General features: G+C 58.3%; 15 protein-coding genes and 1 CRISPR repeat array. Of the genes, 12 read left to right on the top strand and 3 right to left on the bottom strand.

Annotation, left to right across the window (positions count from 1 at the left end):
• Positions 1 to 8: 8 nt before the first annotated feature.
• The gene (locus PZA18_RS14705; protein ID WP_284101617.1) at positions 9 to 2,588 is read right to left on the bottom strand and encodes an Ig-like domain-containing protein; all 2,580 of its coding nucleotides are present in this window, start codon (positions 2,586 to 2,588) and stop codon (positions 9 to 11) included.
• A gap of 409 nt (positions 2,589 to 2,997) precedes the next feature.
• Positions 2,998 to 4,623: an isovaleryl-CoA dehydrogenase gene (locus PZA18_RS14700; RefSeq protein ID WP_284101616.1), complete on the bottom strand. Its 1,626-nt coding sequence runs from the start codon at positions 4,621 to 4,623 to the stop codon at positions 2,998 to 3,000.
• 656 nt (positions 4,624 to 5,279) lie between these two features.
• Between PZA18_RS14700 and PZA18_RS14695 the strand changes: the two genes are divergently transcribed.
• The 12 genes from PZA18_RS14695 (at position 5,280) to PZA18_RS14640 (ending at position 24,439) form a co-directional block, all read left to right on the top strand.
• Positions 5,280 to 7,676, top strand: a complete 2,397-nt coding sequence (locus tag PZA18_RS14695; RefSeq protein WP_284101615.1) for a CRISPR-associated endonuclease Cas3'' — start codon at positions 5,280 to 5,282, stop codon at positions 7,674 to 7,676.
• A 318-nt stretch (positions 7,677 to 7,994) separates the two neighbouring features.
• Positions 7,995 to 8,180, top strand: a complete 186-nt coding sequence (locus PZA18_RS14690; protein WP_284101614.1) for a hypothetical protein — start codon at positions 7,995 to 7,997, stop codon at positions 8,178 to 8,180.
• Positions 8,181 to 8,210: 30 nt separating this feature from the next.
• On the top strand, positions 8,211 to 8,894 hold the full coding sequence (gene cas5c / locus PZA18_RS14685; protein WP_284101613.1) for a type I-C CRISPR-associated protein Cas5c: 684 nt from the start codon (positions 8,211 to 8,213) through the stop codon (positions 8,892 to 8,894).
• On the top strand, positions 8,891 to 10,651 hold the full coding sequence (gene cas8c, locus PZA18_RS14680) for a type I-C CRISPR-associated protein Cas8c/Csd1 (protein ID WP_284101612.1): 1,761 nt from the start codon (positions 8,891 to 8,893) through the stop codon (positions 10,649 to 10,651). Before cas5c ends, cas8c begins: the two co-directional genes overlap by 4 nt.
• 2 nt (positions 10,652 to 10,653) lie before the next feature.
• On the top strand, positions 10,654 to 11,589 hold the full coding sequence (gene cas7c, locus PZA18_RS14675; protein ID WP_284101611.1) for a type I-C CRISPR-associated protein Cas7/Csd2: 936 nt from the start codon (positions 10,654 to 10,656) through the stop codon (positions 11,587 to 11,589).
• A gap of 61 nt (positions 11,590 to 11,650) precedes the next feature.
• Positions 11,651 to 12,268: a CRISPR-associated protein Cas4 gene (gene cas4, locus PZA18_RS14670; protein ID WP_284101610.1), complete on the top strand. Its 618-nt coding sequence runs from the start codon at positions 11,651 to 11,653 to the stop codon at positions 12,266 to 12,268.
• A 14-nt stretch (positions 12,269 to 12,282) separates the two neighbouring features.
• On the top strand, positions 12,283 to 13,311 hold the full coding sequence (cas1c, locus tag PZA18_RS14665; RefSeq protein ID WP_284101609.1) for a type I-C CRISPR-associated endonuclease Cas1c: 1,029 nt from the start codon (positions 12,283 to 12,285) through the stop codon (positions 13,309 to 13,311).
• Between the two features lie 38 nt (positions 13,312 to 13,349).
• Complete coding sequence (gene cas2, locus PZA18_RS14660; RefSeq protein ID WP_284101608.1) at positions 13,350 to 13,640, top strand: CRISPR-associated endonuclease Cas2; 291 nt, start codon at positions 13,350 to 13,352, stop codon at positions 13,638 to 13,640.
• A 217-nt stretch (positions 13,641 to 13,857) separates the two neighbouring features.
• A CRISPR array of direct repeats spans positions 13,858 to 17,372; the repeat unit is 37 nt; unit sequence AATTCGGCCGTCCATTCAGACGGCCGCGAATTGAAAC.
• Between the two features lie 226 nt (positions 17,373 to 17,598).
• Positions 17,599 to 19,035 (top strand): TldD/PmbA family protein, encoded by a 1,437-nt coding sequence (locus PZA18_RS14655; RefSeq protein ID WP_284101607.1) that lies wholly within the window; start codon positions 17,599 to 17,601, stop codon positions 19,033 to 19,035.
• Between the two features lie 130 nt (positions 19,036 to 19,165).
• The gene (locus tag PZA18_RS14650; protein ID WP_284101606.1) at positions 19,166 to 20,488 is read left to right on the top strand and encodes a TldD/PmbA family protein; all 1,323 of its coding nucleotides are present in this window, start codon (positions 19,166 to 19,168) and stop codon (positions 20,486 to 20,488) included.
• Positions 20,489 to 21,028: 540 nt separating this feature from the next.
• A complete protein-coding gene (locus tag PZA18_RS14645) occupies positions 21,029 to 23,245 on the top strand; it encodes an Ig-like domain-containing protein (protein WP_284101605.1) in 2,217 nt (738 codons plus the stop codon).
• A gap of 690 nt (positions 23,246 to 23,935) precedes the next feature.
• Positions 23,936 to 24,439 carry a GNAT family N-acetyltransferase gene (locus tag PZA18_RS14640; RefSeq protein WP_284101604.1) on the top strand — a complete coding sequence of 168 codons (504 nt, stop codon included), beginning with the start codon at positions 23,936 to 23,938 and terminating at the stop codon, positions 24,437 to 24,439.
• A gap of 166 nt (positions 24,440 to 24,605) precedes the next feature.
• Here PZA18_RS14640 and PZA18_RS14635 read toward each other — a convergent pair whose 3' ends face one another.
• Complete coding sequence (locus PZA18_RS14635) at positions 24,606 to 24,887, bottom strand: HU family DNA-binding protein (RefSeq protein WP_284101603.1); 282 nt, start codon at positions 24,885 to 24,887, stop codon at positions 24,606 to 24,608.
• Between the last annotated feature and the right edge of the window lie 116 nt (positions 24,888 to 25,003).

Raw genomic sequence — 25,003 nt, 5'->3', positions numbered from 1 at the left:
GAGGGGAATCAGCGCACCGAGAAGCCCTGCGCGCCGCCGGTTGGGTATTTGAAGTACAGCAGCCCGGTATTGGCATCGGTCCACCACGGATCATTGCGATGTTCCGGGGGAATACCGCCAATGGGGCTCAGCACCTCGTACTCGGGGGTCAGTGTGTAAGCTGTGCCTTTGACATTGGCGGTAATGGTGCCATCCAGGTTATCGCGCAAGGTCATTTTGTCGTCGAACGATGCAAAGGTGACGGTCAGCTGCTTCAGGTCATAAAAGTGCGGGTAGAGCACCTGATCGAAACCCAGAGTCTGGAATACCAGCTGGTTCTTCTCGTTCTGGGTGAGGCCGATGGTACTGGAGGCTGAAACCGGGGCCGTCATCGAAGGCCTGACCAGCAAGGTACGGCCGCCTTTGTTGATTTCAAAAGTGCCGTCTTGGGTAATGACCACGCTGCCACCGTAAGCCGTCTGCACGGCCGACGCAAAGAAGCTCATGCCGGCGACGGTGGTTGTCAGCTTGACGCAAACCCCTTTGGCGCAGACCTCGTAGTGGCCATCATCGCCAAGCGTGATGCCATCGGGCCGCTGGGTGTCGATTTTTACGTCGCCATACGGAGTAATAAACAGTGGCAGCTGATCGAGCTGCAAGGGTATCTGGCCGGTAACGCCTTGCGATGTGGAGGTGAGCGTGGTGCGCGACCCGACAAAATCAAACAATGCCGACATCAGCGAACGACTCGGATCAACCCGTTCCAGCGGCGGGTTCAGATTGGGAATCTTGGCTTTACTGGTAATGCCAACCGGTAGCTGCAAGGTCAGCGGGTCCCCCACCCCAGCGCCCGTCCCTGCCAGCGAGCCAACGCGCATATCCTTGATCTTGCCGGCTTCATCCAGCGAGACGACCTCGTTGGCGTAAACCACGGTGGCCTTGTCGGCGACAGCAACTGTCGAGGCCCCAGACGCCAGCCGCAGGGTCAGTTTGCCGCCGGTCAGGGCAACGACTCCTTCGCCGATGTCGGTGCGCTGGTATTCAAACGCAACCGGCGCTGTACCTTGTGTGCCGATCAGGATCTGCTTGGTGGTGGTGCCGCTTCCCAAAAACAGGCCGCCCAAGCTTGGGCTGGCCGAACCGGTGTAGCTGATGGTGGCTCGCCCCGCCAGTAATTCGAGCACGGGAATCCCGGCAACACCGTCAATGCTGTATGAGCGGGACATCACGATCACATCCCCTTCCACCGGCTTGATCGTCTGGATCTGCCCCAGAAGGCTGAGCTGGTAGGTGCCCGTGTTCTGCAGCAGGATCGCCGTACCTCCCGCGATGGTCGGTGCGATGGTCTGCTGGGCTGTGATGGTCTTCGGGATGACCGCTACGCCATTGGCACTGATGTAAATGGCCGGATCAGGCGTGGTAAAGGCATTGGTCACCGCCGTGAGCGCCGTCACGGTTACGCCGGCGGGTATCCCGACGGCAGAAGCGGTCGAGACACGAAAATCTGCCGTGGCCGCCAGGCCACCAATGCTGACACCGCCTGTCAAGGTGGTATTGGCCGAGGCTGAACTCATCAGCTGCAGTTTGATCTTGTCACCACTATTGAGGGTCAGCGGCGGCGTCGCGGTGCAGCTGGCAAAGGCGCCGAATGTCCCGGTCGCCGCCGGAGCAATCGCGCACATCAGGCTGGTATCAGACCCAGCCACGATGGCAACCGGCGCCGGCACATTGATGCCGGAGACCGTCACCGGCTCCGACTCATAGGTTTTCTTGGCGATGACGTTCGTCAGCGCATTGAAGGTAAACGCTGCTGGCGTGACATCGGCTGTGATCGACGCCGGTACGGCCGCTGCCAGCGGGTTGAGCGCGACATCCTTCACGCCAGTACCAATGGTCACGGTAATCGTATTGCCATTGGCAATCGCGGTCTGCGCCGGAATGGTCAGGGTGGCCGACAGGCCATCGCTACTCAAGGCTGCTGCACTGGGTGCGCCAGTCAGCGCCGTCGCCAGCCCCGTGCTGGACAAGGTGTAATTGCTGGCAGTGGCGGCCGTGGTCGGGTCCATCGGTTCGCTGAAAGTCACGCGGAGCTTGGTGCTATCTACAAACGTCAGTGAAGAAACCGTTGGCACCACACCATCGACCTTTAGACTGCTATTGAAAAGCGATGCCGCGGTGCCCGGTGCGGGTAAGGTGAGATTCGCCGCTGAATTGCTATCAGAAGGGGTCAAGACGGTTGCACCGCCTGTCGCCACCAGAGAGGTCGTGGCGTCGTAGTCGAGTTTGGCGCCAGCGGTGGTGTCGCCGGCTGCCACGGTATAGGTGCAGGTCACTGCGGTCGCATTGCTTACCGCTGCACAGTTGGCGACGGTAGATGCCCCGGCGTTCAGGTCCAGCGTTACCGTTCCGCCGCCGAGCGTAATGGTTACCGCCGGGCTGAAGGTGACGGTAATGGTGACAACATCTCCCACTTTGGCAGTGGTCGGGGTGGCAGTGCCGGTTACCCCGGTAATGACTGCCGGTGCAGCCGATGCGGGTGCAGCAAGTAGGCCACCTGCCAGCAGCATCCACAAAGCAGACAATAATCGGAAAGAAGCGAACTTGGGCATGGCAGATCCGGGTAGTCGGTCAGTCCGGGAATCTGTTCGCTCACCAGAGCGGCTTGCCAGGCGCGGTGGCCCCCGCCACCGGCCAATTCAAGCCGTTCTCGGTTGCGCGATACAGATGCTGAACAGATTCTGTAGATATCAACAATTCGTTTGCGCAAGCGCCGTGCCTGCATCCTGCATCGGCCTGAAACGCCGAGTTCGGCGTTTTACATGCGCTGCCAGACTCTGACTCAAGCGCGCTAGGCCAGCGAAACGGAAAGCGACAAGCGAAGTCGCTCCCCATTCAGGATAGTTCAATCCCACGCAATGTCAGCGCCGGATGCATGCCAGTGGATGTGAATTGTTGGCCGGAAAAGGGCATGCCATTTGCCCAGTCTCGTCCTTGCGGACCACTTCGCGAGTCGTGAGGCTATTCGGTCAGGGCGCGGCCGATCAGCAAGGCAAAATCCGTATTCGCCGGCAGCGTGCCGAAGCTGTCCCCCCAATCCCCTGCCAGGCGAGAACGGCAGAACGCATCAGCCACCGCCTCGGGCGCATGCTGCAGCAGCAGGCTGGCCTGTATCGCCAGAGTCAGTGACTGGGTCAGCCGTCTGGCCTGGGTCTCCCGCTCGGGCTGGCTGAATTGCCGTTGCAGCTGCGTCAGATACTGGTCGTAAGTGGCATGGCGGCCCGTCGCCAGGGCCAATTCCCCTTGCAGCACCTCCACCGTGCGGGGACTTTTGGCAATGGCACGCAAGACATCCAGGCACATCACATTGCCCGAACCTTCCCAGATCGAATTCACCGGCATCTCACGGTAGATGCGGGCATGTATGCCTTCTTCGACATAACCATTCCCCCCCATCACCTCCATCGCTTCGGCCGCCAGTTCCGGCCCGCGTTTACAGATCCAGTATTTGGCGGCCGGGGTCAGCAGGCGACGCAGCAACGTTTCACTCTCGTCATCCTGCACATCGAAAGCACGCGCCATGCGCAGGCTCAAGGCCACTGCGGCTTCAACCTCCAGCGCCAGATCGGCCAGCACATTCCGCATCAGCGGCTGATCAGCCAGCTTGGCGCCAAATGCGCTGCGATGGCGGCAATGATGAATCGCCTGACTCAGCGCCTGGCGCATCATGCCGGTGGTCCCCAACACGCAATCGAGCCGGGTATAAGTGCCCATCTCCAGAATCACCGGCACGCCACGGCCTTCCTCGCCCAGCAATTGCCCCCAGGCACCACGGAACTCGACTTCGCTCGACGCATTCGAGCAATTGCCCAGCTTGTCTTTCAGACGCTGGATCTCAACCGGATTCTTGCTGCCATCAGGCCGCCAGCGAGGGACCAGAAAGCAGGACAAACCATCCGGCGCCTGCGCCAGCACCAGATGGGCGTCGATTTGCGGAGCAGAGAAGAACCACTTGTGCCCAGTCAGCACATAGCCGCCATGGCCATCGGTCTGTGCCGTCGTGGTATTGGCCCGGACGTCGGAACCGCCCTGCTTCTCGGTCATGCCCATACCGATCAAGCCGCCCCGCTTCTGCGCGAAAGGCAGATCGCGCTCATCGTACTCACGCGAGAACAAAGTCGGCAGCCAGTGGGACGCAAGCTCCTGCTGGCGTCGCAAAGCGGGGATCGCACCATAAGTCATCGTGGTCGGACAGAGAGAACCGGCCTCCACCTGAGCTTGCAGCAGATAGCCTGCCGCCCGCGCCACATGCGCACCGGGGCGCGGATCAGCCCACGGCCCCGTATGAAACCCCCGGCTGACGATGCCACGCATCAGCGCATGCCAGGAAGGATGAAACTCCACCTGATCGCGCCGGTTGCCCTTCATATCAAAACTGCGCAGCACGGGCGGATATTGGTTAGCCAGGCGGCCATGCTCGAAGCTATCTGCACTCCCCAACTCGGCCCCCATCGCCAGCAGCGACTCGACCGCCCACCCAGCCCCCTCCCGCCGCACGGCCTCATTCAGGGCAACATCGGTACTGAACAGGTTGTAGTCCGCAAGCGGGCCAGACTGATTGATTACCTTGTGGGTCTGCCAGACCATGAAAGAGTCTCCTCGACATTCTTATTGAAGTCGCCGAGCCTGCATTGACCACACCCCCAAGTCAAGCAAGCGCTTGGTTTCTAAATCTATTCATCGCCCCAATACGCCAAACCGCCGGCAACACGTTTTGTTTTAGACGCAAAAGCTGGTCTGAGCTTTAAATATGCATCCACCAAGGGCTTGCCGAATCAGAAACTATTGATCCGGGCTTTTGAAGTTTGAATTTTGTAGGTGCAGCTTTAGGCTCTGTTGACGTTTTATTTCCGGATCGCGTTTCGTCGGATTTGGGCCTGATGCAAGGCAAAAAGCGCGCCGCTTAGTGATAAGCCACGCGATTTTTAACGCGGCAGCAGGCCCAAACCCGGCAAAACCCTCCGGGCCGGGTCGATTTTTGGGGCAGGGCGTCGTTAGGGTTCATTTAATTTAGCTCGCTAAACCTCACTCGCCCTGCCCCAAAACTCGGCCCGGCGCGACCGGAAACAAAACGTCAACAGAGCCTAGCTGCGAATCACGCAGTTTTCGCGGCTAAAGCCGCACCTACCGTTAAAACATCTGTTGTCCGGGTCAAATATACAGCCCCCAACACCAGAGTCCATGCATACCTTGTAGCAAGATCACATACAGGCCGCTTTGCAGCCCCCAATAAGGAGGAAATCTTGTCATCCCCCACAGACATGCCACTGGCCCACGTCCGCCCAGCCCCCGAGACCGAAACAGGCTGGGCCCTGCACCCACTCGACCAACATCTGCATGAAGTCGCGAAGCTCGCTGCCGACAATGCGGCGCCGTTCGGTGGCGCAGATTGGGCCCGTCTGGCTGGTCGCTGGCATGACTTGGGCAAGTATCGGCCGCCGTTTCAGGCCAAGCTCAAATTGCGCAGCGGCTACGACCCTGATGCCCACATTGAAGTTGAGGGGGGACTGCACTCCATCAGCCACTCAACGGCAGGTGCCCTGTATGCGATCCGGCAGTTTGAAAAGCGGTCTGGCGAGAATGGCCGAATTGCTGCACGAGTGCTCGCTTACCTCATTGCCAGCCATCACGCAGGTCTCTACGACTGGCACAACGCGACTCAACCCTGCCTTGGCAACCGCCTGAATGACAAAAACGGCGAGCTCGAATATCAGCAGGCGCTAGCAGCCTTACCACCGGCCGAAGTGTTGACCGATGATGGCTTTGACCCCATGCAGGCCCTGAACCCGATACTCGGGCTGACCCAGTTAGAACAAACCGACACGACACAGCCCAAGGGCGCTTTCGCGCTTTGGGTACGCATGCTGTTCTCTGCACTGGTCGATGCCGACTTTCTCGACACCGAGCGCTTTATGAACCCGCAGGACTTCGCTCAGCGCAGCCGGTTTCCTGAAGTAGACCAGCTATTACCTGCCTTCAACCTCTATATGGACCACAAAACGGCAGCGCTCGTGCAGCCCGACTCGACACTCAATCGCCTGCGCGCCGGCATTTTGGCGGAATGCCGGTCTGCGGCGCAGCAAGCACCGGGTGCCTTCTCGCTGACCGTTCCGACAGGTGGTGGCAAGACACTCTCCAGCCTGGCCTTCGCCTTGGAGCATGCCGTGCTTCACACCAAACGGCGGGTAATCTACGCCATTCCGTACACCAGCATCATTGAGCAGACAGCCGATGTTTTCCGGGAAGTATTCAAAGAGGTACAGCCCAATCCGGTCATCGAACACCACAGCCAGTCGCAACAGGATGGCAACAGCCTCGCCAGCCGGCTGGCCTGTGAAAACTGGGATGCACCGCTGATCGTCACCACCAATGTGCAGCTGTTCGAAAGCCTGTTTGCCGCCCGGACCTCCAGCTGCCGCAAGCTGCACAACCTGGCCCATAGCGTAATAATTCTGGACGAGGCACAGCAGTTGCCGGTGGGTCTGCTGCAACCCATTCTGGATGTGCTACGGCTGCTGATTGCCTACTACGGCGTAAGCGTCGTGTTCTGCACCGCCACCCAACCAGTGCTGACCAGCCGGCAACTACTCGATACCCGCCGCAATCTGCGAGGTTTCGCCCCAAGAGAAGTGCGCGACATCATTGCCGACCCCGACCACCTGTTCAACCAGCTAAGGCGGGTGCAAGTCGAGTTACCACCCGATCTCAACACCCGCAGCAGCTGGGAGGCCCTGGTCAACGAAATCAGCCAGGAAGACTGCGTACTGGTTATCGTCAACACCAAGAATGATGCGCTCGAACTCTGGAACAAGCTGCCCGAAGGCACCCTCTATCTGACCACCCAACTCTGCGGCGCCCACCGCGCCACGCTGCTGCAACAGATACGGCAGCGGCTGGCCGCTAAGCGTGCAGGCACCGACCAAGAGCCGCTGCGTGTCGTCAGCACCAGCTTGGTTGAAGCCGGGGTGGACATCAGTTTTCCTGTGGTCTGGCGCGCATTACTGGGATTGGATTCGATCGCCCAAGCGGCAGGCCGTTGCAACCGTGAAGGCGAGCTGGCCGGGCTGGGCCGCCTGCGGCTGTTCGTCTCCCCCAACGGCGAACCCAACACCAGTCAGATGCAGAATGCCGCCGCAACCACCCGCAAGCTGTTGCATGACTACCCGAACCCGCAAGACCTGCTGGCCGACCGGGCGCTGATGGCTAAGTACTTCGCCAGGTTCTATACCGATGCCGAAGGACACGACCGGCCGGGCATCGTGCAGGCCCTGACGAAAGGCGTTCTCGATGACCATGACCCCCTTGCCGTCTCATTCAGGACGGCTGCCAACAATTTTCATCTGATCGAAGAGCGGGAGGACGCTCTGGTCTACGTGCCCTATCCGGCAGACGACCCTGCCGTTCTCAAAAAGCTGGAGCAGCTTGATCGCGGTAAACCCGACCGCTTGCTGCTAAGAGATTTACAGCGCTATGTGGTGACGATTTCCGTTTCAGATGCGAAACACCTACACACATCAGGAGAACTGGAACCGGTGATGCCTGGCAGCTACCGGCTGATGAATGCGCAGCGTTACCACCCATACCTGGGCCTGCAGACGTCCGACCAGCTGATTTTTTCGGCGAAGGGGTACTGCTTTTGACTCATGCGCAGGCAAGGCGCGTTTGGCATAGTAAAAAGGGCGGCCAAGGCCGCCCTTTTTTCAACTATGGAAGAATTTTGCAACTAGCTCACATGTTTCAATTCACGCCCCATGCAAAGATGCGGCAGCCGCCTAGTATACCTGTCAATGCGACGTTAACGTCTGCCGACGAAATCCCGTATCGGCACACTTCATACAATCAGGCGAATCAAATTTAATTCTTCATGTGAACTAGATGTAAATTCTCTATATCTGCATTGACAGCAAAACAACTTCAGGTTCATGATGCGATCCACAACATTAAGGAGGTGGACTCTCATGAATCTGAAAATCGACATCACAAAACAGAGGAAGCAGCTCAAGTTAAAAACAGGCCGTGGCTCTGCCGGCAAGCTATGCGGGCTGGCGCTGCTTCTATTGTCACCTGCACTTGTCTCTTGCAATCAGCATGTCAATGCTGAGGCTTCCCGCAACAGCTCGCATCAACCCTCCCCCCAAAACTAGACATAGACACCCACCGCAGGAGAAGAAACCATGAGTCGCTTCTGTCTTGAAGTAGGCGGTAACTTTGCCTGCTTCACCCGCCCCGAAATGAAAGTCGAGCGGGTCAGCTACGAAGTCATCACCCCGTCAGCCGCCCGTAATATCTTCCAGTCCATTTTGTGGAAGCCGCAGATCGACTGGCGCATTCACCACATCGACGTACTCAAACCGATCCGCTGGCTCAACCTGCGGCGCAACGAGGTCGGCAAGACCATTCCGGTCGGCAGCGTGGGGAGCGCGATGAAGCAGGGCCGGGGAGATCTGGGCTTGTTTATCGAAGATGAACGGCAGCAACGGGCCGGCTTATTTCTGCGCGATGTCGCTTATCGGCTGCATGCCGAATTGCTGGTAAAGCCCGGCGGCGACCCGCCGGCCAAATACCATGAGATGTTTCTGCGCCGGGCGGGGCGGGGCCAGTGCATCAACCAACCTTATCTTGGCTGCCGCGAGTTCAGCGCCTGCTTCCGCCTCGTCGATCCGGTTACCGAAGTCGATTACAGCCAACTTACCGACACCGACCGCGCCCAATTGGGCTTCGGTCGCCCGCGCGATTTGGGCTATATGCTGTACGACCTCGATTTCACCGATCCGGCCAACCCGCAGCCGCACTTCTTTGCCGCCAGCCTGCGCGATGGCCGCGTTGACGTGCCGGACTTCAAGGAGACGCTCGCATGATTCTGCAAGCGCTTGATGACTACTATCGCCGCCGCGCCGCCCATCCCGACCCGACCCGCCGCCTGGCCCCCATCGGGCTGGTTGATCAGGCAATCGGTTATCTGATCGTGATAGACCGCAGCGGCCAGCTGGTACAACTGCGCAAGACGGGGGAGCTGCGGGGCAAGAAGCATGAGCCGGGCGTGTTTCTGGTGCCGCGAGGAAAAGATAAAACCTCAGGTATTGAGGCAAATCTACTCTGGCAATCTGCCGAATACGTTCTCGGCGTTGATATCCAAGGCAATCCCGAAAGAGCGGCTGCACAACACCAAGCATTCCGAAACCGTCTACAGGCGCTGGAAGAGCCAGCTGCCAGCGATGCGGGACTTAGGGCGGTTCTGACCTTTCTCGATCACCTGCCAGACCGAGAACTCGCCAAACTGCAAGCCCAAGCATTGTGGCTGGAGATTATTGAGGCCAAGGTCAAGCCCAACCTCACCTTCGAGCTCAACGACGATGAATACCACGGCCTTATCTGCCAGCGCCCCGCCATTCTGCAATCGCTGGCCGGGGCCAGTGATAGCGACGACGCAGAACAGCGCCTATGCCTGGTGCGCGGCGTGCCCGACACTATCGCTCGGCTGCATCCGCCCATCAAAGGCGTTTGGGAAGCTCAGACCTCGGGAGCCAAGATCGTCAGTTTCAATCTATCGGCCTTTGATTCTTACGGCAAAGGCCAAGGTGATAACGCCCCGGTGGGTAACATTGCCGCCCAGACCTACACCACCGCACTCAATGCCATGCTGGCAAGCGGTTCGCCGAACCGGGTGCAAGTGGCCGATGCCTCGACAGTTTTCTGGGCCGACAACGACGACCCCATCATGACCCATGCTTTCCGGGCCGTGGTGGACGACCCCGACCGGAACGTAAGCCGGGTTGCCGAGCTATACGCCGCAATCCACAAGGGCAGCTATCAAGGCGACCTCGGCCAGACCCGGTTTCATGTGCTGGCGCTGGCGCCCAACGCCGCCCGCATCGCCATCCGCGACTACCAGTGCCTGCCGCTGGCCGAACTGGCGCAACGCATCGTCCAGCACTTTGACGACCTCGCACTCACCCACGGCAGCCACGAGCCCGACCACCTGCCGTTGTTCCGGCTGTTGGTCTCTCTGGTGGTGCAGGGCAAGGCCGACAATATTCCGCCACGACTGGGTGGCGATGTTCTGCGCGCCATCCTCACCGGTGGCGTCTACCCGATGCAGATGATCCAGCTAGCGGTATTGCGCTGCCGGGCCGAACGCAAGATCACCTACGCCAGAGCAGCTGCCATCAAAGCCTGGCTCAACCGACACCAACGTACCCACAATACCCAGGAGAAGGAGTTCAAGCCCATGCTAGACCTCGACAACACGCAACCCGGCTACCGGCTGGGCCGACTGTTTGCCGCGCTCGAAAAAGTGCAGGAAGAAGCCCAGCCCGGCATCAACGCCACCATCCGTGATCGTTTCTGCGGTGCCGCCTCCAGCACGCCGGCCTCCGTCTTTCCCACCCTGATGCGACTGTTGCCCCACCATCTGGCCAAGCTCAACCGTGGCCGCAGCATCAACCTCGAACGGCTGATCAGCGAGATTGTCTTCGGACTCGGCAGCCGCTTTCCCGCCCACCTGACACTCGTCGATCAGGGCAGTTTCTGGCTTGGCTACTACCAGCAGCGGCAGGAACTCTTTACCAAGCACACCCCCAGCGATACCGAAAACACCAATCAGGAGGAAAACTGACCATGACACTCGCCAACCGCTACGATTTTGTTCTGCTATTCGACGTGAAAGACGGCAACCCCAATGGCGACCCGGATGCCGGCAACCTGCCGCGCATCGATACCGAAACCGGCGAGGGCCTGATTACCGATGTCTGCCTCAAACGCAAAGTGCGCAACTTTGTCGGCCTGGTCAAAGACTTTCAGGCGCCGTTTGATATCTACGTCAAAGAAAAGGCCATTCTCAACAAGCTGCACGAAACGGCATACATTCAAACCAACCACGCCGACCAGCTGACCGCCACCGCCGAAGAAAGCAGCGACAAAGGCAGCGATGGCAAAAAGAAACCCAAGGAAAAACGCAAAGGCGGTGGCGACGCCAGCAACGATGCCCGCCGCTGGATGTGCCAGAACTTCTACGACGTGCGCACCTTCGGCGCCGTGATGAGCACCGGCGTTAACTGCGGCCAGGTGCGTGGTCCAGTGCAACTGACTTTTGCCCGCTCGGTCAGCCCCATTGCCTTGCTAGAACACAGCATCACCCGCATGGCCGTCACCACCGAAGCCGAAGCCGAAAAGCAGGAAGGCGACAACCGCACCATGGGCCGCAAATACACCGTGCCCTATGGCTTATATGTGGCACATGGCTTTGTCTCATCGTTTCTGGCCAAACAGACCCACTTTTCCGAAGACGATCTTGAGCTTTTCTTTACCGCCCTCGAAAACATGTTCGAGCATGATCGCTCGGCCGCACGCGGCCAGATGGCTACCCGTGGCCTCTACGTGTTCAAACACGAGTCGGAACTCGGCAACGCCCACGCCCACAGCCTGTTCGACCGCATCCGGATAAAACCCGGCAAACCTGAGGGAGAACCCTTGCGCAGCTTTGCCGACTTCCAGATCAGCATTGATGACAGCAATCTCCCTGCCGGCGTCAGCCTGATCCGGCGCGTCGGATAACGGCGAATCGGATCAGCCCGGGGCGGCCCCTTCGGCCGCCCTCCTGCCAAGGCCCGCAACCATGCCCGAACCACTCGACCCGATACCGATTTCGGCCCTGCAACACTGGCGCTATTGCCCGCGACAATGTGCACTGATCCACATCGAACAAACCTTTGACGACAACGTCTACACCGCTCGTGGCAACGCCCTGCACGCGAGGGTAGACACCCCCGGTGAAGACCGGCATGCCGGCAATCGCGTGATACGCGCCATGCCGATCTGGAGCGAACAACTGGGCTTGATCGGCCGGGCCGACGCCGTTGAAATACTGCCCGATGGCAGCCCCTACCCCATCGAATACAAACAAGGGCGACGCAAGGCCAAGCGCTACGATGAACTGCAACTGGCCGCCCAAGCCCTCTGCCTGGAAGAAATGATCGGCAAAGCCGTACCCGAAGGCGCGCTGTTCTACGCCAGCTCGGGCAAGCGGCGCGTGGTGACCATAGATACCTCCTTGCGGCAGCAAGTACAGCAAGCAACCGAAGCCGTACGCAGCATGCTGCAGGCAGGCAAGCTGCCGCCCCCAGTCAACGACGATCGCTGCCGCGATTGCTCGCTCTACGACCGCTGCCAACCCCAAGCCCTGGCCGACACCAGCCGCCAAACACTATTGCTGCAACAGCTCTATCAGCCCTAGTCAGAGCCCTAGCCATGCAACTACTCAACACCCTCTACGTCACCCTGCCCGAGGCTTACCTCCACCTCGACAACGACACCCTGAGAGTCGAAATAGGGCGCGAGACCCGCCTGCGAGTCCCCCTGCACCACCTCACAGGCGTTGTGACCTTTGGCCACGTCAACCTCTCAGCCCCCCTGATGCACCGGCTGGCAGAAGAAGCCATCACCCTTACCCTGCTCGACACCCACGGCCGCTTCAAAGCCCGGCTCGAAGGCGCCCAGACCGGCAACATTCTGCTGCGCCAAGCCCAACATGCCCGCGCCGCCGACCCCACCTTTGCCCTGAGCACCGCCCGCGCCTGCGTGGCCGGAAAACTGAAAAACTGCCGGCAGGTGCTGCTGCGCGGCGCACGCGAAGCCAAAGACGAATCAGACCGGCAGGCGCTTGAACGCGGCGCAGCCGACCTGGCTGCCAGCCTGCGCGCGCTCCCCACCACCGAAAACCTCGACGCCCTGCGAGGCACCGAAGGCGAAGCTGCCCGCCAGTACTTTGCTTGCCTCAACCACCTGATACGCGCAGACCAACGACCCCACTTCCGGTTCGAAGGCCGCACCCGGCGCCCACCGCGCGACCCGGTCAATGCCCTGCTCTCTTTCCTCTACACCCTGATCACCCACGATTGCCGCGCCGCCTGCGAAGCAGCAGGGCTCGACCCGCAGCTAGGGTTCCTGCATGTGGTACGGCCAGGTCGGCCCGCACTGGCGCTTGATCTGGTCGAAGAATTCCGCCCCTTTGCCGACCGGCTGGTGCTCAGCCTCATCAATCGCAAACAAGTCACCCCGCAAGACTTCAAGACCTATGAAGGCGGCGCCGTGTTGCTTGAAGGCGACGCTCGCCGCAACGTCTCGGTGGCCTATCAGGAAAGAAAACAGGAAGCGATGAGCCACCCGCTGTTCGAACAGACCATCGCACTCGGCCTGCTACCGCTGGTGCAAGCCAGACTGATGGCCCGCGCCATTCGACAAGAAACAGCAGGCTACCTGCCGTTTACCTTCCGTTAACCGCCTGAGAGCCTTTCTATTCAGGCCGAGGAAAAAACATGCTCATCATCGTCTGCTACGACGTCAACACCGAAACCCGCGAAGGCCGTCGCCGCCTGCGCCGGGTAGCCAAAGTCTGCGAAAGCACCGGCCAGCGCGTTCAGAAGTCCGTTTTTGAATGCCAGGTAAACCTCATGCAATTTGAAGACCTGCAAAGACGCCTGCTGGCCGAAATAGACATTCAACAAGACAACCTGCGCCTATATCGACTCAATGCCGGCGCAGGGACAGAAGTACGGGAATTTGGCGTATTCCGCGCCATCGACTTCGAAGGCCCATTGGCGCTATAAGCCACGCGCCCCAGCTATAATGAGAGACCCAATCCGGCCTGCGCGAACCCCTATCACCCCTGAAATTCCCGGCAGGTTCGCGCAAGCCAAAAACTCTTTAAAAACATGGAGAAACAACAGCCATAACCCAAACCTGCTGACAACTTACTGACAAACAGACGAGGTACGCGCAAGCCTGCCTTTTTTCACTTGTTTTTCAGTAGCTTGCAGAAGAAGGAATTCGGCCGTCCATTCAGACGGCCGCGAATTGAAACTGGATATGTAGCAGGATCACCTTTATTCACCGTAAAATTCGGCCGTCCATTCAGACGGCCGCGAATTGAAACCTACCGTGGAATGTGCTATCTAGCCGTGATTTCTGGCAATTCGGCCGTCCATTCAGACGGCCGCGAATTGAAACCGATACGGATCGAAGCTTGGTTCGTATTTAGCGGAATTCGGCCGTCCATTCAGACGGCCGCGAATTGAAACACGTGCAACACTCCCTGCTCATCTTGCTCGACATGAATTCGGCCGTCCATTCAGACGGCCGCGAATTGAAACCGTCAAACAGAAGCTGTCAGCTGACCGGCGCGACAATTCGGCCGTCCATTCAGACGGCCGCGAATTGAAACTCTGACGCCTGCTTGACAGTTTACGTAATAACTGCAATTCGGCCGTCCATTCAGACGGCCGCGAATTGAAACAGCTATTAGCTGATAAGGGCTTAACCGATGAAGAGCTAATTCGGCCGTCCATTCAGACGGCCGCGAATTGAAACATCTGGGTTGACATGCCTGGGTCTGAGGTGGCGGAATTCGGCCGTCCATTCAGACGGCCGCGAATTGAAACTCTTATAAGCCTTTCAAATTCTTCGCCTTTCATTTGCCTAATTCGGCCGTCCATTCAGACGGCCGCGAATTGAAACACCGCCGGCTGGCCAGCCTACGTGCTACTCCGACAATTCGGCCGTCCATTCAGACGGCCGCGAATTGAAACTTTTTATTTTTCAGCTGCGCTATAGTCACTCCATAATTCGGCCGTCCATTCAGACGGCCGCGAATTGAAACGATGAGCTTGAACAGCAGTGGATAACTGCTTTGCGAATTCGGCCGTCCATTCAGACGGCCGCGAATTGAAACACGGCATGGTATTTGAAAATCCCACGTTTAGAGACAATTCGGCCGTCCATTCAGACGGCCGCGAATTGAAACTTTAACAGTTGCCTCGAGATCTTCGTACCCGTCCAGTAATTCGGCCGTCCATTCAGACGGCCGCGAATTGAAACCGCTTTGCAGGCAATACTTTCCGGGTCTTTCTGTAATTCGGCCGTCCATTCAGACGGCCGCGAATTGAAACATGGCGTTGTGGCTGTGCCGCCATTTGCAGGCGGAATTCGGCCGTCCATTCAGACGGCCGCGAATTGAAACATTTTCCAGCATCTGTGCGATTTCAATCACGCAGTGAATTCGGCCGTCCATTCAGACGGCCGCGAATTGAAACACGCACTGTTCACCGCCAGCAGGTTAGGCGGATTTCCAATTCGGCCGTCCATTCAGACGGCCGCGAATTGAAACCCACATCAGTCCGAGCGCACGAACCTTCATCGCTTCGTAATTCGGCCGTCCATTCAGACGGCCGCGAATTGAAACATTGCCGGTTGCCTAGCAAAAGGTCGGTGAAATAATTCGGCCGTCCATTCAGACGGCCGCGAATTGAAACGTGACAAGATCGCGGCACAACAAGCGGCCATTCGTAATTCGGCCGTCCATTCAGACGGCCGCGAATTGAAACCGCCACAGGCCGTATGGCACGGTTTCGCTACCAGCCTTAATTCGGCCGTCCATTCAGACGGCCGCGAATTGAAACTGCTCTGGCGGTTTCGTAAGCCGCGATGAAGGTAATTCGGCCGTCCATTCAGACGGCCGCGAATTGAAACAACGTGGCGGTCATCATCACCGAGCACCAGGAGAAATTCGGCCGTCCATTCAGACGGCCGCGAATTGAAACTGGTCGGTCATCATTCGGAACGCCACGCCCGCAAGAATTCGGCCGTCCATTCAGACGGCCGCGAATTGAAACAGTTGATTGGAGGCCGGGCTGGCAGCGCAATAATGTAAATTCGGCCGTCCATTCAGACGGCCGCGAATTGAAACGATTCTTACGCCGATGAGTATCTATCTAGTCAGCAAAATTCGGCCGTCCATTCAGACGGCCGCGAATTGAAACTCCAGGTCCAGGGCGGCACGCTCGGCAATCAGAAATTCGGCCGTCCATTCAGACGGCCGCGAATTGAAACTACAACGATTTGCCAATACTGACGCTCGATCTAGACGAAAATTCGGCCGTCCATTCAGACGGCCGCGAATTGAAACCGAAATGAGCAGAATGGCACCATTTACCGATATGTGAATTCGGCCGTCCATTCAGACGGCCGCGAATTGAAACAATGATTACACCTATCGCTTTGTCTGGTGTTGCTAAATTCGGCCGTCCATTCAGACGGCCGCGAATTGAAACACCGGAGTAGACGTGTCCGTTTCCGGCAACACCGTAATTCGGCCGTCCATTCAGACGGCCGCGAATTGAAACCGTAAGCGCTGCTCGTGATCAGTGAGCACTTGTTAAATTCGGCCGTCCATTCAGACGGCCGCGAATTGAAACAATTATGTTGTCGTCTGGACAGATACCACAAGCGGAAAAATTCGGCCGTCCATTCAGACGGCCGCGAATTGAAACTCAGTAGTGCAGACTGGCGTTATGGCGTAGAACAGGAATTCGGCCGTCCATTCAGACGGCCGCGAATTGAAACCTTTTTATCAAAAATGGATTTGACGGACGTAACGTAATTCGGCCGTCCATTCAGACGGCCGCGAATTGAAACACCTGAACATCCTCGCCAACCAGTCGCTCCATCTCAATTCGGCCGTCCATTCAGACGGCCGCGAATTGAAACTTGCGGGGGCGCCTCGGCCTAATAGGCTTGGCTATTAATTCGGCCGTCCATTCAGACGGCCGCGAATTGAAACGTAGGACCATTCTGAAGAGCCTTGCGGCAATGCCGAATTCGGCCGTCCATTCAGACGGCCGCGAATTGAAACCCTTAATCGCGCCTTTTATGCCCTCGTCCGAAAGTAAATTCGGCCGTCCATTCAGACGGCCGCGAATTGAAACAGATTGAGCGAGCCAATCCCCGCCCACGACGTAGAAATTCGGCCGTCCATTCAGACGGCCGCGAATTGAAACATGGCGTAGCGTTGCATGATCAGCGAAGATGCTTGCACAATTCGGCCGTCCATTCAGACGGCCGCGAATTGAAACACATTGGCATCGGATCGCTTTCGATTGACCTCCAAATTCGGCCGTCCATTCAGACGGCCGCGAATTGAAACAGTTACGTTGTCAATTCCCTCTTTTTCCGCTTGATAATTCGGCCGTCCATTCAGACGGCCGCGAATTGAAACCTTGACTCCAAAGACTGCATCAGTCGGCCTATCACAGCAATTCGGCCGTCCATTCAGACGGCCGCGAATTGAAACGAGACAATGGCACGGGTCGCAGTCGAGCTAGCCAGAATTCGGCCGTCCATTCAGACGGCCGCGAATTGAAACACTGACCACCAAAAAGTCGCTCGGCCGCCGCTTGAATTCGGCCGTCCATTCAGACGGCCGCGAATTGAAACATTCGGCGCAACAGGTCCGCATCGCCCTTGGGATAATTCGGCCGTCCATTCAGACGGCCGCGAATTGAAACATCAATAACTGTACCTACTACGACATTCTGGCCGGAATTCAGCCGCCCTTTCAGACAGCTGCAAATTAAAATGTCTGCCCGTTGTCACGGCTGATAATTGTGTGAGCGGCCGGCCGACTGGCTTGGGTGGCAGGGCAGGTACCGAGGATGGCCTATGATGGTGAAGGCTGTTTGTGTGCGCGCTTCCTGTTAACCCATCGCTTGTAACCAAAATAAGAGGCGAATCGTGATTGAAACTGTAAGAGAGCGCTTTCGGGCATTGAATACGCAGGTGGATTTTTGTTCGCTGCGTTATGTCGAGGAACGAGGAGAGCAGTTGTGTGTGCGGCAGAATGTGGAGCAGCCGCTGTCTACCTGGATTGATCGGGGAGCCATGATCACCGTGATCCACGAGGGGGGCTATGGCTACGCCGCAACGAGTGATCTTTCGAGTAATGGGATCAAGGCTGCACTGGAGCAGGCCAAAGCCTGGGCTTTGCGTACGCGACGGCATTCGGTTTTTGATTTCAATCAGGCGCGCCTGGGGCATCCGCAGGGCCGCTATCAGGTGGATTCGCCCCGGCTGCACTGGAACCGGCGCGATATGCTGGGTTTGTTGCATACCGAGTCGGCCGCTGCAAAACGGGATGAGCGGATTGTGGACTGGTCGGCGGCGTTGATGATGGCCGAGGTCGAGCAGCTGTATCTGACCAACGATGGCGGCGAGGTGATGCAGCGGTTCAATTATGTGATTCCGAATGTGATGGTGACGGCTTTTGCCGATGGCGAGGCGCAAACCCGCAGTCTGGGCGGCCAGGGAAATGGCTATTGCCAGCAGGGTGGCGTCGAGATCATCGAGCGTAGCCGGATGGTGGGGTCGGGCCGCCGCGTGGCCGATGAGGCTTTGCAGTTGCTGGCGTCGCCGAATTGCCCGACGGGTTCGATGGATTTGCTACTGATGCCCGAGCAGATGATGCTGCAGATTCATGAGTCGATTGGTCATCCGCTAGAGCTGGATCGGATTCTGGGCGACGAGCGTAATTATGCGGGGACGAGTTTTGTGACGCTGGATATGTTCGGCCAGTATCAGTATGGGTCGGCGCTATTGAATGTGACTTACGACCCCAGCCGGCAGGATGAGTTTGCAACGTTTGGTTGGGATGATGATGGTTCTGCCGGCGAGAAAACCTGGTTGATCAGGGATGGTCTGCTGGAGCGTCCATTGGGCGGGGCAATTTCGCAGGCCCGGGCGGGGATGCCTGGGGTAGCCAATTCGCGGGCGTGCTCGTGGAACCGGCCGCCGATTGATCGCATGGCCAATCTGAATGTCGAGCCGGGTTCGTCAACGCTGGAAGGAATGATTGGCTCGATTGAACGTGGGGTGTTGATGGATACGAATGTGTCGTGGTCTATCGACGACTCTCGCAACAAGTTCCAGTTCAGTTGTGAGGTGGGTTGGCTGATCGAGAACGGCGAAATCACCGGCATGGTGAAGAATCCCGGCTATCGGGGGATTTCGGCTACGTTCTGGCGTTCGCTCAAGCAGGTTGGCAATGAATCGACGTTTGAAGTCATGGGTACGCCTTCGTGCGGCAAGGGCGAGCCGAATCAGGCGATCCGGGTTGGGCACGCATCGCCGGCTTGTCTGTTTGGCGACGTCGAGGTTTTCGGCGGCGAAATCTGAGAAGCCGTTCAGGTTATGAACGATGCAACCGTACCCACTTTCTGGCGCATAGGCGCCGGATGGATCACCACTGGCGCACCTGCGCCGGACGGATCACCACTGGCGCACCTGCGCCCAAGAGACCAACACTATGCAGCAATATTTTTACCAGCTCGCCGACCATGTGCAGACCCAGCTGCGCGGCGGTGAACGTTACACCCTCTGGCTGTCTGGCGAGGCTTCGCAGTTCATCCGGTTCAATCATGGTCGGGTACGCCAGTCCGGCCAGGTCAGGCAGTGGTATCTCTCACTCCGGCTGGTGCAGGGTTACCGGCATGTGCATGCGTCGATCTCGCTCTCGGCCGATTTCGACAACGACCGGCAGCTGCTGGCGGCAGAGTTGCTGCGGCTGCGCGATGCGTTGACCGATGTCGCTGAAGATCCGCATCTGCTGCTGGCGGATGAGGTGCACTCAACCGAGCGAACAGAAGCTTCGCGCCTGCCACCGGCCGAAGCGATGGTGGAGGAAATTGTCAGTGCCGCCGCCCGTTACGATCTGGTCGGCTTTCTGGCGGCAGGCCCGGTCTGCCACGGCTTCGCCAGTTCGGAAGGCCAGCGCAACTGGCACGAAACAGCGAGCTTTCATTTCGACTGGAGCTTGTACGCGGGCGGCGATAAGGCGGTCAAACACAGTTATGCGGGCTTTGATTGGCAAAGGGAAGGGATGGAGGCGGCAATCCATCAGTCGGCTAGCCAGCTGGAGCTGTTGCAGCGCCCGGCCCGGACCATTGCCCCAGGCAGTTATCGTAGTTATCTGACGCCGTCCGCGCTTGGCGAGGTGCTGGATACCCTGAACTGGGGTGGTTTCTCTGAAAAGGAGCTGCAAGCCAAGCGCAGCCCGCTGCTTCGCTTGCGAGAAGGCTCTGCGCGCCTGTCGCCGCTGGTGTCGCTGGCTGAAGTCAGTGCTGGCGGCCTGGCTCCTGCGTTTCAGCATGAGGGTTTTCTGCGGCCAGATAGCACGCCGCTGATCAAGAGTGGCCGCTACGCAGGCAGCCTGATTTCGCCTCGCACGGCACGCGAATACCGCCTGACCACGAATGGCGCCAATGCCAGTGAAGCTCCGGAGTCTTTGCAGATGGCTGCCGGTGAGCTGCCGGTGTCGCAGGCACTCGAAGCGCTGGATACCGGCTTGTATATCAGCAATCTGTGGTACCTCAACTACTCCGACCGCACCGCCTGCCGGCTGACCGGCATGACGCGTTTCGCCTCGTTCTGGGTGGAAGGCGGCAAGATTGTGGCACCGCTGAATGTTATGCGCTTCGATGACAGCCTGTACCGGATGCTCGGCGACAACTTGCTGGCGCTAACTGAGGAGCGGGAGTTCCTGCCCGATGCCGCCACGTATGGCGAGCGTTCGACTTCCAGCTTGTTATTGCCGGGCGCCTTGCTCAAGGGGCTGGAATTCGTGCTCTAGATTCTGTCTTACAGCAGGTTAGGCTACGCACCACCAAGCCCCGCCAGTTTCACTGCGCGGGGCTTTTTCAATGGGTCTTTGGTTCTTCTTTACACTCCTCCAGATGGCCACTGCGGCGGATACGCCGTTCACCAAGAGCTCGGCACGACTGCCCTTCCTAGCCTACCAACTACCTTATCCACAATCTCTATCCACACATAGAAATCGCTGACCAATCATTAAGAAAATGTCAACACTTATATTATTTTTGTTTGCTACATCACCCAAAACCCAAACCGTACCAAATAATTTTTCATTATAAAATCAATAAAATACCGTAAGAATTTTAAGTTTATTCGTTGGAATGATTGATTTGATAAACTTGATAGACATTAACATTGTGAATAATTCACATACCTATAAAAACAGATTGCGTCGCCCCCTTCCTGCTGCAATAACGACAAAAGCATACGCAAACGTCATGTCAGCAGACACATTTCCTTGAGCCCTGAACCTGCCCGAGGGGATGCCGCTGACCGTTCCCGCATTCAGGAGACTCTCATGCAGATACCCCATGCAGTAAGCAGGTTGTGCCACCCCTCGCCTTCCCGCCGTCGCCCCCTTCCGCTGATGCTTGCCCTGAGCGGCCTGACCCTGGCAGCCCCCCCGATCTGGGCAAGCAATGCCGCCAAGGTCGATGCCGATACGACGGCACCGACGGTCAGTTTTGTCTCACCCACCGACGGCCAGGAAATCAGCGGCAAGATCAAGATCGAAGTGCAGGCCAGGGACGATGTGCAGGTGTCCTGTGTAGACCTGTACATCGACAACACTTACAAGACCGCGATGTGCAAGGCATCGCCCAATGCCACTTATAGCTACTACTGGACACCCTCCTCCAAGAAGGGTCGCAACTATGTACTGAAAGCACTGGCCTATGACACCAGTCAGAATCAAACCTGGACAGCGCCACTCACCGTGCGCTACACGCCAGCAACCGGCCCCACCAATGGCCAGTGCGGCAGCGCCAATGGGCAGGCCTTCCCCTCCGCCCCAAGCAGTGGTTTATGCGCGGCTGGCGCAGCTTCGGCGCTGGCCGGCACCGGCCCGTGGACCTGGACCTGCGCCGGCACCGGGGGTGGCACAAGTGCCAGCTGCCGGGCGGAGCTGAAGATAGAGCCGCCAACGCCCGTTAACGGCAAATGCGGCCCGGCCAACGGCCAGGCCTACAGCTCGGCACCGACCAGTGGCTTGTGTTCGGTTGGGTTGGCATCCGCCCTCTACGGCACAGGTCCCTGGACCTGGGCCTGCGCAGGCAGCAACGGTGGCAGCACGGTGGGTTGCCGTGCCGAAGTGAAGATAGAGCCCCCGGCCCCGGTCAATGGCCGGTGTGGCAGCGCCAATGGCAGCACCACCCCCACCGCGCCGACCAGCAATCTCTGTGCAGTCGGTACCGCCACCAGCGTCAGCGGTAGCGGCCCCTGGCAGTGGGGTTGCCAGGGCAGCAACGGAGGCAGCACCGATAGCTGCCGGGCCTACCCGCCCGCTTCAGGCGATGATCTATGTGCCAACTTCCCGCAGGACAAGCTGGCCCGGCCGATGAGCGCCATGGCCAAGCCCTCGCTGGGGCAAGTGGTGGTTGATCCGCAGTTTGGTGGCAGCATCCGCCGAATCTCGGATGCCGCCGCCGGCCGTTGGAATGTGGCCAAGCCCATGTATTCCACCATTCAGGCCTGGAATGCCGATGAGAGCTATCTGATTCTCTATCACACCAGCCAGGAGGGCGCCGGCTCGCCGGGCGGACACCATCTGTATGACGGCAAGACTTACCGTTACCTCAAGCCACTGGATATCCGCCCGGCCGACCTGGAGCAGGTGTACTGGGATACCAGCAATCCAAAGATTCTCTATTACGCCGATCGCGTCACCCGCAAGCTGCATCGATTCAATGTCGAAACGGATACGCATGCGACATCAGCCGTCATCCATGACTTCTCACGGGCACCGACTTCATGTACCGCGTCGGAAGATCTGATCGGTGGTTCTGATCCAATGTTCACCTCCTGGGATTCAAAACAACTTGGTTTCTCCTGCGGGCGCCGGCTGTTCTCGTACAACCTGGCAACCGATACGGTCGGTAAGATCGTGACCATGACGACGGGAGAAGGCGGCTCGCAGAATGCGCCCCAGGCTTCGGCATCCGGCAACACTTACTTCCTCAACTATCTGGGACGAGCCGGCTATGTGCTGGATAAGGATATGAATGTCCTGCGCCAGCTCAACCTGCCCAGCTCCAACGAGCACGGCTCGCTGGGAATGCAGGATGGTCGTGACACCTTTTTCAGTGTGCAATTCGACGCGCCGCTGGAAGGGTCACTGGTGGCATCGGACATGACAACCGGCGCCAGCCGCGTGCTGATCGGCCCTGCAACCGGCTACCCCTATCCGCCCTCAGGCACCCATATGTCTGCCCTTGCCTATCGCAATCCGGGCTGGCTGGCGTTGTCGATCGTCGGGGATGCCCGCAATGGCAAGATGGGGCAAGGTCTGCTGGAAAACGAGATTTTGCTGGTCAATACCAACCAGGGTGGCAAGACCTGCCGACTAGCCCATCACCGTTCCTGTGGCGGTAGCGGCGCCTGTGGCAATCTGGGTTACTGGGCCGAGCCGCATGTCGTCATCAGCCCAACCGGCACTCGCCTGCTGTTCGGCAGCGATTGGGGCGGGGAGCGGACGGTTGATACCTACGTCATCGAGCTTCCAGCCTACCGTCGCTGATCCAGCTGCCAACAAACCCGGTCCCGCCACGATCATAGCGGCGGGACCGGGTTTCATCTGCGCAGGGCAGCCGCTCTCTGATCGCGCTTGACCACAGGTAGCCCCCGTACCACGCGGCAGGATTTCCGCAGGGCACGTTCCGCAAAATTGGAATACAACCCATCTGCCAAACAACCAGACAACCAGATTGCCGAGTTGACAAGATCTGGCAACAGGTTTTTCATCGCCTCTGATTCGTGCCGGATATAAGCCGGCACGGATGAACTCCACCATCTGGCGGCCACGCACAACAGGTCTTTTTATCAGACCGTGCAGGCAGCCCGAGGTGCAGGTCTGACCCTTGATCCTGACAGACGGTTTTCGCGGCCCGCACTGCTGGGCCGGCACTCCCGAAGCCTAGGCTCTGCTGACATTTTATTTCCGGATCGCGTTTCGTCGGACTTGGGCCTAATGCAAGGCGAAAAGCGCGCCGCTTAGTGGACTAAGCAAGCGGTTTTTAACACTGCAGCGGGCCCAAATCCGGCGAAACCCTCCGGGCCGGCGCGACCGGAAACAAAACGTCAACAGAGCCTAAAGAGATCCTGACACTGCCGGCCTTGGCCCGCAGTGTCAGCGGCAGACCCTTCGTGCCCCTGCCGATGTGCTGATCGGACAGGGTTTGTACCCATAACCCAGAATAACGATCAGATAATGAATATCCAGATTACGCCGCTTACCGAGGATACGATCCCCGGCTTTCACCACGTCCTCGAAGAAATCGTCCGCGAGCAGAAGTACCTGCCGATCACCGAAGCACCGCCGCTCGACACCCTGCGCACCCAGCTGCTGGAGCAACTACGCCACCATTTGCAGCACTTTGTCGCCATGGTTGATGGCGTGGTGGTGGGCTGGATCGATATCAAACCCAAACTATCACTGCCTTACCGGCATGTTGGCACACTGGGTATGGGCGTTTTGCCCGCCTGGCGCAATCAGGGGCTGGGGCAGGCACTCGTGCAGCTGGCATTGAAGGCTGCCGCTGAACTGGGTTTGAATCGAATTGAGCTGCAAGTGTTCGAAGACAATGCACCCGCCATTGCCTTCTACCAGAAGCTCGGATTTGAAATCGAAGGCAAATTCCGTCGCCACGCCCGCGTTGGCGAGCAGTACCGTGACGCTCTAGGTATGGCACGCCTGCTGGAAATCGCCCACTAGGCTTTGTTGGCGTTTTGTTTCCAGTCGGAAATAAAGTGCCAACAACGCCTAACAGCAGCGGCATCAGGAAGGTGCGCTGATGCGAGTGGCAAACAAAAAGGGTCGCGATGCGACCCTTTTTGTTGCTGTGCCCAAAACGGCGAAACCGTTGTGGCTGCGATACGGCTTACTTGGCGTCAACCGCATCCTTCAATGCCTTGGCCGCCGAGAAAGCCGGCACCTTGCGTGCCGCGATGGTGATGGCTTCACCAGTCTTGGGGTTACGGCCAGCCTTGGCTGCACGCTCCTTGACCGTCAGTTTGCCAACACCAGGCAGCACCACTTCATTGCCTTGCGCCAGAGCAGCCTGCACAGCTTCACCCAAAGCGTCGATCAGGGTTTCGACGGAATCCTTGGTGTGGCTGGTACGTTCTGCCAGTGTGTCGATAAGTTCTTTTTTGGTGCGCATAAAAATCCTCTTTTTTTTACATTGGGTCGATCAAGAGCTAAGACCGGATTCTGGCAGTCAAGCATTGGCAAGCCAACTACTCAGAAAGCTGTAATGGGGTGGCCCGGCTGGCCGGA

The sequence above is a fragment of the Parachitinimonas caeni genome (assembly GCF_030129945.1).
In the GTDB taxonomy this organism is placed as follows: Bacteria; Pseudomonadota; Gammaproteobacteria; order Burkholderiales; family Chitinimonadaceae; genus Parachitinimonas; species Parachitinimonas caeni.
The sequence above is the reverse complement of the archived record's forward strand: the minus strand, read 5'-3'. Positions and strand labels throughout refer to the sequence as shown.